The organism is Pseudomonas putida (assembly GCF_026625125.1).
In the GTDB taxonomy this organism is placed as follows: Bacteria; Pseudomonadota; Gammaproteobacteria; order Pseudomonadales; family Pseudomonadaceae; genus Aquipseudomonas; species Aquipseudomonas putida_X.
Window position 1 is genome coordinate 5018665 of sequence record NZ_CP113097.1, and the last position, 12770, is coordinate 5031434.

9 protein-coding genes are annotated in these 12770 nt (G+C 65.0%); 5 read left to right on the top strand and 4 right to left on the bottom strand.

Annotation, left to right across the window (positions count from 1 at the left end; translation table 11 throughout):
- Window positions 1-70 precede the first annotated feature (70 nt).
- Together OSW16_RS23105 and OSW16_RS23110 are read left to right on the top strand one after the other, a co-directional pair.
- Entirely contained in the window at window positions 71-1573 is a 1503-nt protein-coding gene (locus OSW16_RS23105) for a purine-cytosine permease family protein (protein ID WP_267818790.1), read from the top strand.
- Window positions 1574-1586: 13 nt separating this feature from the next.
- Complete coding sequence (locus OSW16_RS23110; protein WP_267818792.1) at window positions 1587-3017, top strand: aldehyde dehydrogenase family protein; 1431 nt, start codon at window positions 1587-1589, stop codon at window positions 3015-3017.
- A 141-nt stretch (window positions 3018-3158) separates the two neighbouring features.
- On the opposite strand, the gene OSW16_RS23115 is transcribed toward OSW16_RS23110, so the two are convergent.
- The 3 genes from OSW16_RS23115 to OSW16_RS23125 are packed head-to-tail and all read right to left on the bottom strand — an operon-like array spanning window position 3159 to window position 7323.
- Window positions 3159-5558: a DUF3772 domain-containing protein gene (locus tag OSW16_RS23115; protein ID WP_267818794.1), complete on the bottom strand. Its 2400-nt coding sequence runs from the start codon at window positions 5556-5558 to the stop codon at window positions 3159-3161.
- Between the two features lie 56 nt (window positions 5559-5614).
- A complete protein-coding gene (gene ada, locus OSW16_RS23120) occupies window positions 5615-6667 on the bottom strand; it encodes a bifunctional DNA-binding transcriptional regulator/O6-methylguanine-DNA methyltransferase Ada (RefSeq protein ID WP_267818796.1) in 1053 nt (350 codons plus the stop codon).
- Window positions 6668-6696: 29 nt separating this feature from the next.
- The gene (locus tag OSW16_RS23125) at window positions 6697-7323 is read right to left on the bottom strand and encodes a DNA-3-methyladenine glycosylase family protein (protein ID WP_267818798.1); all 627 of its coding nucleotides are present in this window, start codon (window positions 7321-7323) and stop codon (window positions 6697-6699) included.
- Window positions 7324-7492: 169 nt separating this feature from the next.
- On the opposite strand from OSW16_RS23125, the gene OSW16_RS23130 reads away from it, so the two are divergent.
- The 3 genes from OSW16_RS23130 to OSW16_RS23140 all read left to right on the top strand — a co-directional run bounded on the left by OSW16_RS23130 (window position 7493) and on the right by OSW16_RS23140 (window position 11520).
- Window positions 7493-8008, top strand: coding sequence for a sigma-70 family RNA polymerase sigma factor (locus tag OSW16_RS23130; RefSeq protein WP_267824101.1), 516 nt, complete (start codon window positions 7493-7495; stop codon window positions 8006-8008).
- Window positions 7995-8951, top strand: coding sequence for a FecR domain-containing protein (locus OSW16_RS23135; protein ID WP_267818800.1), 957 nt, complete (start codon window positions 7995-7997; stop codon window positions 8949-8951). Before OSW16_RS23130 ends, OSW16_RS23135 begins: the two co-directional genes overlap by 14 nt.
- Window positions 8952-9045: 94 nt before the next feature.
- Complete coding sequence (locus tag OSW16_RS23140; RefSeq protein WP_267818802.1) at window positions 9046-11520, top strand: TonB-dependent siderophore receptor; 2475 nt, start codon at window positions 9046-9048, stop codon at window positions 11518-11520.
- Between the two features lie 52 nt (window positions 11521-11572).
- On the opposite strand, the gene OSW16_RS23145 is transcribed toward OSW16_RS23140, so the two are convergent.
- Entirely contained in the window at window positions 11573-12733 is a 1161-nt protein-coding gene (locus OSW16_RS23145; protein ID WP_241806300.1) for an MFS transporter, read from the bottom strand.
- Window positions 12734-12770 lie beyond the last annotated feature (37 nt).

A 12770-nucleotide genomic window follows, 5' to 3' on the forward strand; every position in this document is an offset into this window, starting at 1 on the left:
GCCCTGCCATCGCACCCACAAGAGGGCCGCGCCCCGCGCCGGCCTACAACAACCGCGCTGGAGCATCACCATGAGCCACTCGACCGGTATCGAGACCAATGGCGTCGAACAGATCCCTGACGATCAACGCGACGCCTCCCCGCTGGACCTGTTCCGCCTGATCTTCGGCGGTGCCAACACCTTTGCCACTGCCGTGCTGGGCAGCTTCCCGGTGCTGTTCGGGCTGTCGTTCCAGGCTGGGGTCTGGGCGATCCTGCTCGGCGTCGGCGTGGGTGCGCTGATCCTTGCACCCATGGGCTTGTTCGGTGCGCTCAACGGCACCAACAACGCGGTGTCGTCGGGCGCACACTTCGGCGTGCACGGGCGCATCGTCGGCTCGTTCCTGTCGCTGCTCACCGCCGTGGCGTTCTTCTCGCTGTCGGTATGGAGTTCCGGCGATGCCCTGGTCGGCGGCGCCAAGCGCCTGGCAGGGCTGCCGGAAACCGACCTGACCCTGGGCCTGGCCTACGGCCTGTTCGCCACACTGGTGCTGGTGGTGTGCATCTTCGGCTTCCGCTTCATGCTGTGGGTCAACAAGATTGCCGTGTGGGCCTCGAGCCTGTTGTTCCTGCTGGGCATCTTCGCCTTCGCCGGCCCGTTCGATGCGGGCTACGCCGGGAGCGTCAGCCTTGGCCAGGCCGGGTTCTGGGCAGCCTTCGTCGGCGCGGCGATCCTGGCCATGAGCAACCCGGTCTCGTTCGGCGCCTTCCTGGGCGACTGGTCGCGCTATATCCCGCGGCAAACGCCCAAGGCGCGCATCATGCTCGCGGTGATCGCCGCCCAGGCTGCCACGCTGATTCCGTTCCTGTTCGGCCTGTGCACCGCGACCCTGGTGGCCACCCAGGCCGCGGACTATATCGCCGCCAACAACTATGTGGGTGGCCTGCTGGCGATTTCGCCTAGCTGGTTCTTCCTGCCGGTGTGCCTGATCGCGGTGATCGGTGGCATGTCTACCGGCACGACTGCCCTTTACGGCACCGGGCTGGACATGTCGAGCGTGTTCCCCCGCCTGCTCAGCCGCGCGGGCGCCACCGTGCTGATCGGGGTAATGGCCATTGCCTTTATCTTCATTGGCCGCTTCACCTTCAACCTGGTACAGAGCGTTTCGACCTTCGCCGTGCTGATCATTACCTGCACCAGCCCGTGGATGGTCATCATGATTCTCGGCTTGATCACCCGCCGCGGCTTCTACCACGCCGACGACCTGCAAGTGTTCACCCGCGGCCAACGCGGCGGCCACTACTGGTTCCTGCATGGCTGGAACTGGCGCGGCATGGGGGCGTGGATCCCCAGCGCGGTGGTCGGCCTGAGCTTCGTCAACCTGCCTGGGCAGTTCGTCGGCCCGCTGGGCGACCTGGCTGGCGGCATCGACGTGAGCCTGCCGGTCACCCTGAGCATGGCCGGTGTGCTTTACCTGCTGCTGCTCAACCTCTTCCCTGAACCTGCCGGCGTGTATGGCCCCAACGGCCCGCGCTGGGTGCGCTGCAAAAGCACCTCACACACGCCGGTGCTGAACCCGGCCGAAATAGCCTGACTGGATAACGATCATGACCACTTCCCACTACATTGCCGGCCGCTGGGTCGAAGGCCTGGGCAGCGACTGCATCAGTGTCAATGACCCTGCACTGGGCCAACCTTTCGCCGAACTGATGGCCGCCAGCGTTGCCCAGGTCGACCAGGCCGTGGCGGCGGCGCGCGAAGCCCTGTCCACATGGAAGCAGGTAAGCGCCAGCGAGCGTGCGGCCTACCTGCGCGGTTTTGCCGAGCAGCTCGGGCAACGCCGTGAAGCATTGATCAGCCTGCAAATGCGCAACAACGGCAAGCCTCGCCACGAGGCCGAAATCGACCTGGACGATGCCATAGCCACCTTCGCGTATTACGCCGACCTGGCCGAGCAACTGCCGCAAAGGAACCGCGAAGTGGCGTTGGCCGCACCGGGGTTCACCGCCCGCACCCGGCTGGAGCCGGTGGGTGTGGTCGGCCTGATCGTGCCGTGGAACTTCCCGTTGGTGACCAGCGCGTGGAAGCTCGCACCGGCCTTGGCTGCAGGCTGCACCGTGGTGCTCAAACCCTCGGAGATCACCCCACTGATCGAGCAGGCCTACGGCCAGATCGCCGATACCCTGGGCCTGCCTGCGGGCGTGCTGAACATTGTCAACGGCAAAGCCGAGACCGGCGCCGCACTGAGCAACCATAGCGGTGTGGACAAGCTGTCGTTCACCGGCAGCAACAGTGTCGGCAGCCAGGTGATGCGCAGCGCATCGGCACAGTGCCGGCCGGTGACCCTGGAGCTGGGCGGCAAATCGGCAATCGTGGTCTTCGATGATTGCGATGTGGACCAGGCGGTAGAGTGGATTGTCGCCGGTATTACCTGGAACGCAGGGCAAATGTGCTCGGCTACCTCTCGCTTGCTGGTGCACGAGGGCATTGCCGATGCGCTGCTGCCACGCCTGCAACAGGCACTGGAAACGCTGCGCGTCGGTAACCCACTGACCGAAGAAGTGGACATGGGCCCGCTGACCAGCCAGGCGCAATGGCTGAAGGTTGCCAGCTACTTCGCCACAGCCCGTGAAGAGGGGCTGCAGTGCCTGGCCGGTGGCAAAGCGCTGGACCGCGACGGCTGGTTTGTCAGCCCGACGCTGTATACCGACGTACCGGTGGGGAGCCGTCTGTGGACTGAAGAGATCTTTGGGCCGGTGCTGTGCGCGCGCCGTTTCACCACCGAAGCACAGGCAATTGCCGAGGCCAACGACAGCCGTTTCGGCCTTGTCGCCACCGTTTGCTCAGCGGACCTGGAGCGCGCCGAGCGGGTGGCCGATGCGCTGGAAGTCGGGCATGTGTGGATCAACTCGGTACAAGCGGTGTTCGTCGAAACGTCTTGGGGCGGCACCAAGGGTAGCGGCATCGGGCGCGAGCTCGGGCCTTGGGGGTTGTCGGGCTACCTGTCGGTCAAGCATGTGACGCGTTGCCTGGGCTGATTGCCCTGTGGGCCGCCAGGCGGCCCAATCGTCGGTCAAGCCGGTGCCATTCACCGCTGCACCGGTATCGCCAGCAAGACAGTCGCTCCCACGCTCAGCCCTGACACAGCACCACCGCAGGCCGGCTTGCGCGCAACGCCCTCACGCCGGCTCGTCGCCCTGACGCGCGCCCTCCTGCACCAGCACCATGCTCTGCGGTGAAGACAGGGCGATGCCCTCATCACGCAAACGCCCCAGGATGGTGAACAGCAGGTCGCTGCGCGCCCCCGACACCTGCCGCGGCCCCGCCACATAGCCACTGACACTGATCACCATGCCGCTGGCCGTCAGGTCCTTGAAGGTTACCGACGCAGCCGGCGCGTCCAGGATCGCTTCATGCTCGTGAAAAGCAGTCAGCAGCAGGTCGCGAACCTGGTTGGCATCAGTCTCCAGCGGCAAGGTCAGGGTGATGCCCACCACGCCCAAGGCATTGCCCATGGTCACGTTGCGCACGTTCTGCGAGATGAACTGCGAGTTGGGCACGATCACCGTGGAGCGGTCAGACATCTGGATCTCGGTGGCGCGCACGTTGATACGGCGTATGTCACCCTCGACGCCGGCCAGGCTCACCCAATCGCCCACCTTCACCGGACGTTCGGTGAGCAGGATCAGACCGGAGATGAAGTTCTGCACGATCTGCTGCAAGCCGAAACCGATACCCACCGACAGCGCACTGACCACCCAGGTCAGGCTGGTGAGGTTGATGCGCAGCGTCGACATCACCAGCATGGCCAGGAACAGGAAGCCCAAATAACCGACCAGCGTTACCAGCGAGGCACGCATGCCGGCGTCCATGTCGGTTTCCGGCAGCAGGCGCTCGCTCAGCCAGCGCTTGAGCACACGGATACCGAGCATGCCGCCCAACAGCAACGCCACGGCCAGCAGGATGTCCTGGGGCACGATGTTCAGGTTGCCGAGCAATTTGCCACCGGTGCCGTCCCAATCGCCCAGGCTCAGCAGCAGCTCGCCAGGGCTGGTGCCAGACGGCATAAACGCCAGCATCACGGCCAGGAACAGCAGGACCGTGCGGCTGACACCGGTCAGGATGGTGCTGGCCTGCGCCTGGTGGCGTGGTGCCAGGCCCAGCGACGACGCCAGTGCCAGGCCGCCGGGTTGGCGCGGCGACAGCAGGGTTTCGCACAGGTCAGCCAGGAAGGTGGTCAACAGGTAGGCGCAGGTGGCGACCACACTGATCCACAGCAGCTTGGCAGTGAGGAAGTAGGCCAGGGTGAGGTAGCCGGCCAGCAATGTGAGCAGGATCAGCCCGACCCACACCACGATCACGAACGGAATCAGCCCTGCCAGGCCGGTCGGGCGCGCCAGCCCATGTTTACGCAAGGTACGGCGGTAACGTACCAGGGCTGCCGAGAAGATGGCGGCCACCACCAGCGCGGTCAGGCCGTTGGTGGCCACAGTCAGCGCCAGGCTGGTGCCGATCACACTGTTGATGCGCTCGAAGGTCAGCATCACCATCAGCGCCAGGGCCAGCAACTTGGGGAACCAACCCAGAGCAGTGGCCACTTCGTCGGGGATCGGCGGCAGGCGCCAGGACGGCCGTTGCAGCATCAACATGGCCCGGCCAAGGCCGGTGATGAAGGCACTGAACACCACGAGCAGGAGGAAGTGGTTGGTCAGGTTGGCCATGTCCGAGCCCAACCTGGCACTGCTTTCAAGGCCCCAGCGCAGCAGCGACACGGCACCGGCGATGGTGCCCAGGGTGGCCAGGCTCACGCTCAACGCCAGTGCGCTTCGACGTAGCCGGCCTTCGGGCAGCCAGCGGACCATGGCGGCCGCGAGCAAGCGCTCAAGGACCAGGCGGACCAGTGTCCAGACCAGGGTCGCAGCCACCAGGCTGGTGATGAAGAGCACACGGTGTTCAGCGCTGAAGGCACTGGCGACGGCATCGACCGCCTCGCCGCGCAGGTCACGCAGGCGCATCACATCGTCCTCGGTAGGACGGATCAGCGACTGCCAGAAGGCAGGGCTCAGTGGGCTGGCTGCGCGGCTGGTAACTTGCGAGTTGAACTGGCTACGGCGCAGGTTGACGATTTGCGTGGACAGGTCGCGCGCCGACTGGGTCAGCTTGGTGGCCTGATCCTGCTCAGCGAGCACGGACTTCTTCTGCGCCTCCAGCTCCTTGCGCTGCAAGGCCAGGGTGGCGGCTTCGTCCTTCTGCACCGGGCCGATGACCTTGAGCTTGTCGTCGAGGCTCTGCACGTCGGCAGCGCGCAAGCTACTCAGCGCATCAGCCTGGCGTTGGACCTGCACGGTAGCCATGCGCAGTTGCGAGAGCAGGTCGTCGTTGGCGTTGCTGGTAACGCCCTGACGAATCTGGTCGAGCCTGTCGCTCAACTGCTCGATGCTTGCGTTTTCATCAAGCACCGGCAGCTCGCCGGCAACCAGGTTGGCAACCGGCACGGAGGCCGACCAGGCCGGCGACGCAAGCGCCAGCATTAGGGCCATTACACCCAGGTAAAATCGGGCAAGGCAGACACGCCTCATCGAACGTTCCTCATCACAAGGCTATTTGGCGGTGGATTCTACGCGGCTTGCGGCGTTCAGGAGAGTGCCGTTTCTCGCTCCAACAGTTGCCGCTTACGCTCCACCCCCCAGCGGTAGCCGCTGATGTCGCCGTCCCGGCGCACCACCCGGTGGCAAGGAATCGCCACGGCGATACGGTTGGCCGCGCACGCCATGGCCACTGCGCGCACGGCTTTGGGCGCGCCAATGCGCTCGGCGATCTCGGTATAGCTTACCCGGCCGCCCACTGGCACTTCACACAGAGCTTGCCAGACCCGCTCCTGAAACGCGGTGCCCTGCACATCCAGAGGCAAGTCCAGGCCCAGGGCAGGCGCCTCGACGAAGCCCACCACCTGCGCCACCAGGCGTTCGTACTCGGCATCGCCGCCGACCAGGTGCGCATTGGGGAATTGGTCCTGCAATTGCTCCAGTAGCGCCTCAGGCGCGTCCCCCAACAGGATCGCGCAAATGCCTTTTTCACTCTGCGCCACAAGGATCGCCCCCAGTGAACACTGCCCCACGGCAAAATGAATGGCCGTGCCCGCACCACCGGCACGGTACTGGCGCGGGCGCATGCCCAAGCGCTGATCGGCGCTTTCGTAGAAACGGCTGTTGGAGTTGTACCCTGCAGCAAAGATGGCATCGGTCACCGATGTTTTCCCCTCGCCCAGCCCCTCGCGCAGGCGCCGGGCGCGGAAGGCTGTGGCATAGGCCTTCGGCGTGAGGCCGGTTTCGGCCTTGAACAGGCGGTGCAGGTGGTACGGGCTGACACCCAGTTGGGTACCGAGCTGGGCCAGGCCGGGTGGGTTGTCCGAGGTTTCGAGCAGGCGGCAGGCGCGTGCTACTAGTTCGCCGTGGCGAACGCTCGACGGCTTGCCCTGGCAACGCCGGCAGGGCCGATAGCCTGCGGCCTGCGCGGTGGCGGCATCGGTGAAGAATTCGACGTTCTCGCGCTTGGCCATGCGCGCTTTGCAGCCAGGTTGGCAGTAAATGCCGGTGGTGCGCACGGCGTAGACGAAATGGCCTGCCGCCGCCGCATCGCGGGTGTATACGGCTTGCCAGCGTTGTTCGTCAGTGGTGTAGGGCGTCATTGGGGTATGCCTCAACTAAGCTGATCGTCTCAGGCCCGCCACAGATACCAGGCTGCCACAGTCCGGTAGGGGCGCCAACCGGCGCCCAGCGAACGCATCTGCGCCGGTGTCGGCGCCTTGCCCAGCCCCTTGAGGCGACGATACCCCTCGCGCACGGCGAAATCGTCCACCGGTAATACATCGGAACGCTCCAGGCTGTAGATCAGCAGCATCTCGACGGTCCAGCGGCCCACGCCCCTCAACGCAACCAGGCGCTCGATCAACGCCTCGTCGCTCATGCCCAATGCCTCTTCCCGGCACGGCACCGCGCCATCCAGCGCGGCCAGGGCAATCCCCTGAATCGTCGCCAGCTTGCTGGCGGAAAACCCACAGGCACGCAGCGTTTCCGGCGCCACCTCAAGCAACTGCCTCGGCCCGGGGAACCCATCGCCAGGAAACAACGCCAGCAATCGTCCGAGTATCGCCTCGGCCGCTCGTGCATGCAGTTGCTGGTACGCAATCGCCCGGACCAACGCCTCATAAGGCTCGCGCCCCGGCGTCGCCCGGTGCAGGCAGGGCCCGGTCGCAGCAATGTGCCGCGCCCAGTCAGGGTCCAACGCGGCCAGGTACTCGGTGGCTTCGCGGTAGGCTTCAGGCGAGAGGTCGGCCAGGATCATCCGTAACTCCAGTGGGTTCAAGGCAGGACCAGCTTAGCCCAGCCACGCATCGTGGAAACGCCGAATCTTGCGCAGCTAATTCCTGGCAACCATTGCCCCGTGCCATCATCCACGCATAGAATTGAGAACTATTCACAGTCACGTGCGCTTCATGGGGTCAGCCGCTACGATGCAGCTCAACGACACGCTCAAACCCGCCGAAGTCGCCCTGCTCTACCAGTCCCATCACGCTTGGCTACGTGGCTGGCTGCGCAGCCGGGTCGGCTGCCAGGAACACGCTGCAGACCTTGCGCAGGACACCTTCGTGCGCCTGCTGCGTGCGCGCCAGGTTTCGCCGATCAAAGAGCCGCGGGCATACCTGAGCAGCATCGCTCGCGGCCTGATGATCGACCAGTTCCGCCGTCGCGCCCTGGAGCGCGCCTACCAGGAAAGCCTGGCCCAGGTACCTGAAGGCGAAGTACCCAGTGAAGAGCATCGCCTGGTGATCCTGGATGCCCTCGAGCGCCTTGACCGCGCCCTGCACCAGCTCAGGCCACGCGCCCGTCAGGCCTTTCTGCTGGCCCAGCTCGATGGCTTGAGTATCGCGCAGATAGCCCTGCGCCTGGGCGTTTCGCGCGCCACCGTCGAGCGCGACCTGGCCAAGGCCCTGGGCGTCTGCTACCGATTGCGCTATGCCGAACTGTGATCACGCGCCCGCCCAGGCTCAGGTCGACCAGGCCATCGAGTGGCTGGTGAAGCTGCGCTTCGACACCCCCAGCCCGGCTACCGAACGGCAGTTCCAGCAATGGTTGGCCCACCACCCACACAATGCCAAGGCCTGGCAGCGGGTGAGCTCCCTTAGCGACGAGCTGGCGGGGCTGCCCAGCGACCTTAGCCGACGCACCCTGGATGGCCGCCAACGTCAGCGCATCAATCGCCGTGACCACCTCAAGTTGCTGGCGGTGATAGCGATCGGCGGCAGTGTCGGTTGGGCCGCGCGCGAGCCGCTAGGCCTGCCCGCCCTGGTGGCCGACAGCCGCACCGGCACTGGCGAACGTCGCCGCTTACAAGGCAGCGATGGCAGCCAGATCCAGCTCAACACCGCCAGCGCTATCGACCTGCGATACGGCGCCGAGCTGCGCGAACTGGCGCTGCTGCGCGGTGAAGTCAGCCTGGCCTGCAACCCTGGCGACAACCGCCCGTTCCGCATCACCACCCGGGTTGGGGCCATGGCCACCCGGGACGGCCAACTGCTGCTGCGCGAGAACGACCAGGGGCTGCTGCTGGCTGTGCGCCGCGGCGAAGTCACCTTGTTCCCCGCCTCCGCTACACCACGGGTGGTTCGGGCAGGCGAGGTGCTGCAGGTGTCGCCGCGCGGGGCCCATGCACTTGCCTCGTTGCATGGCGACCCGTGGGGCTGGACCGACGGTGTGCTGAGCGTGCAACAGATGCCACTGGGCGAGTTCTGCGCCGAACTGGCCCGCTATCGCCCAGGGCTGCTGCGCTGCGCTGGCGAGGTGGCAGGGCTCAAGGTATCCGGCACTTACCAACTGAACGATACAGGGCAGATTCTGCAACTGCTGACCCGCAGCCTGCCGGTACGGGTCGATTACCGCACACGCTATTGGGTCAGCGTAGGGGCTGCCTGAACTTTTTGAAAAAGAATGAGGTGGAATCTCATTCTCGTTCGGCCTGAAGGAACAAAACCCGAAAAGTGGTCTACGAAACCTTCAGGAGCGGTCCATGATCCACCCGTGTTCCCCCCGCAACGACAGGCTGCGCCATGCCGTGCGCGCCGCCGTGTTCGGCATTGGTCTGGGCAGCGCCTTGGCACTGCCTGTACAGGCCACCGCTGCACCCGCCAGCGAGCACCGGCAAATCGACTGGAGCATCCCCGCAGGCCCTCTGGCCCCGGCACTGGACCAGTTGGCGCGCCAAGGCGGCCTGAGCCTGTCGTTCGATGCGAACAGCCTGCTGGGCAAGACCACCCAGGGCGTGCAGGGCCGCCATGAGGCGGCTCAGGCATTGACCCTGGTGCTGATGGGTAGCGGTATGCAAGTGCAGCAGGAAGGCGACAACAGTTTTCTGCTGATACCGGCACTGGACGCGGGCAGCGCACTGCAACTGGGTGCGACCAGCATTTCCAGCGATCGCTTGGGCGAAACCACCGAGCACAGTGGCTCGTACACGACCGGTGCGGTCACCATCGGCAAGACGGCACAGAGCATTCGCCACACCCCGCAGTCGGTGACCGTGGTCACCCGTCAGCGCATAGATGACCAGAACATCACCAACCTGAGCAACCTGCTGGAGCAGACGCCGGGTGTGGTGGTGAACCTCACCGACAGCGAACGTGTGCAGTACTACTCGCGTGGCTATGCGATCGATGCCATCCAGTACGATGGCGCCACCGTGGTGCAGGGCAGCGGCGGAGGCTCATTCATCCAGAGCGATTCGGCCATCATCGACCGCGCCGAGATCTTGCGCGGGGCCACCGGCATGATCCGCGGCGCGGGTAACCCGTCCGGCACCGTCAACCTGGTGCGCAAGCGCCCGACGCACGCATTCCAGGGCGAAGGCAGCGTCACCCTCGGTTCCTGGGATGCCCAGCGGTATGTCGCCGATCTCTCCGGCCCGCTGACAGACACCGGCAACGTGCGCGGCCGGGTGATCGCCGTGCACGATGACAAGGACCATTTCCAGGACTCGCGCCAAGAGCGCAAAGAAGTGTTCTACGGTGTGCTGGCCTTCGATCTGAATGACAGCACCACCCTGACCACAGGCCTTGAGTGGACCAAGCTCGATGCCACCGGCGCCTGGGGCAACCTGCCCGCCAACTACGATGGCTCGCCCCTGCCGCTTGGCCGCAGCACTTACCTGGGTGCCGACTGGAACCGCTGGGACCGCAGCAACCTGCAGACCTTTGCCGAGCTCGAACACCGTTTCGATAACGATTGGTCGCTCAAGCTGATGGCCCAGCGCACGCACTTCGAGCTGGATGACCACGGGTTCAAGCAGACCTACTTCACCCGGGCCAGCGGCGCGGCCAACCCGGGCAACAACCCCTATCTGATGAACTATCAGGTTACCGAGGGCGACGGCGGCGAGAGCCTGCAGAACAACCTGAGCGCCACCCTCAACGGGCCGTTCGAGCTGCTGGGTCGCACCCATGACCTGATGCTGGGTGTCGAACGCATCCGCAACGATTCCTACGCCTCTGCCACCAATTTCGTCTCTTCTGGGGTGTTCGACATCCGCGAATGGGACCCAAAGACCAGCCTGGCCGAACCGGACATCGACATCACCGCCCATCCGGTGCGCACGCGCACCACCCAGGAAGCGGCCTACGCCACCTGGCGCATTTCCCTGGCCGACCCGCTCACGGCAATCATCGGGGCGCGGGCCAACTGGTATGACTACGAGCAGGAAAACAACGTCAAGGCGAACGGCAAGTTCAGCGTCGACAACAAGATCGTGCCGTACGCAGCGCTGATCTATGACCTCAACGACAACTTCAGTACCTACGCCAGCTACACCGAAATCTTCAACCCGCAGACCGCCACCGACGTCAGCGGCTCGGTGCTGGAGCCAACCACAGGCGAAGCTTACGAGACCGGCATCAAGGGCGAGTTCTACGAAGGAAGGCTGAACACCTCGCTGGCGTTCTTCCGCATCTACCAGGTCGGCAACGCCCTGGATGACCTGAGCGGCCCCAACCCCTGCCCGCCCAACTACACCTCGGGCTATTGCAAGGTCGCTGCAGGGAAGAACCGCAGCCAAGGCTTCGAGCTGGAGATTTCCGGCGAAGTGCTGCCAGGCTGGAACGTAACCGGTGGCTACACCTACAACACCACCAAGCAACTCAAGGACACCATCAGCAACACCGGCAACGCCATCCGCACCACCGACCCCAAGCGCATGCTACGCCTGTTCACCAGCTATCGCCTGCCGGGTGAGCTGCAAGCGTGGACCGTTGGCGGCGGCGTGCAAGCGCAGAGTGACATCTATAACCGCAGCGGCAGCGCCGAAGCCTCCCAGGCGGGGTATGCGGTGTATAACGCGATGGTCAATTACCGGTTCAACGAGCATTACTCGTTGCAGCTCAATGCCAACAATATCTTCGACAAGAAGTACTACCGCCAGGTCGCGCCGACGCCGACCGGCTATTACTGGGGTGATCCGCGCAATGTCTCGGTGACCTTGCGCGGCAGCTTCTGACGCAGGCTGCCGGCTTGCCCGGCGGCCGGGCAAGCACTGGCAACGACACGCTTCAGTCCGCCACTGCCCGCAGCTTACCGGCCCGCCGGTACGACTGCCGGGCAACGCACACGAACAGCCCTGCCATGATCGCCAGCGCCATCGGCAACCCATGCGGCGCCACATCCATCGCCGCGCCGCTGACCAGCGGCCCGACCAGGCTGCCAACGCCCCACAACAAGCCTACGCTGGCATTGGCGGTGACAAGGTCCTGGCCCTTGAAACGCTGCCCGATCAGCACCAACGCCAAGGTGTAGATACCGCCTGCCACGGCGCCAAGCACCACCAGCAGCGGCCACAGCAGCCAGGTCATCTGCAGCAGCCACGGCAAGGCGATACCGATTGCCATCGCCACCAGCCCGCACACCAGGTGCAGCCCGGTACGCTCAACCCGGTCGGCCAGCCAGCCCAGCGGCAACTGGAAAACCATGTCACCGGCGAACACCACCGTCACCATCAGCGCCGCCACCCCCACGGCAAACCCATGGCTGGTGGCGTACACCGGCAACAACGACAGCACGACCGCATCGAAGAACGAGAAGAACAGCACTGCCACGCACAACGCCGGGGCGACGCGGAAGAAGCCCGCCAGGCCGAAGCTTTTCTCACCCTCGTCACCATGCTCCACATGATCGTTCGGCACGGTCAGCACAATGCACACCAGCGCCAGGCCATAGCACAGGCTCACCACACCGGTGATCCACGGGCTGTTGGCGCCGATCACTGCGAGCATCGCCGGGCCGAGCACCTGGAAGCCGGTGAAGCTGGTGGCGTAAAGCGCCATGATCTTGCCGCGGTTGTGGTCCGGGCACAGTTCGTTGACCCACGACTCACCCAGGATGATTGCGATGCCCATACCGATACCCAGGCCCAGGCGCAGCAGGGCCAGCATCCAGACCGAATCGAAGGCCAGCTCCAGCAAGGCGATGCTGACGGTGCACAGGCTGAAGCACAGCAGGTAGATGGTGCGCCGGGTCAGGTACCGGCAACAGGCGTCGACCATGAACGCCGACAGCATCATCCCCGCCGCGGGTATGGCCGAGATGATACCGATCTGCAAGGTGCCGGCGCCGGCCTCATGCAGGCGCAACGACACCAGCGGCAGGCTGGCTCCCAGGCTGAAGCCAACCACAGACACGGCGAACAGAAGGCCCGCCAGCAAACGCATGTTCATGTACCACTCCAAGCAAACTGAAAAGACGCGCAGATAC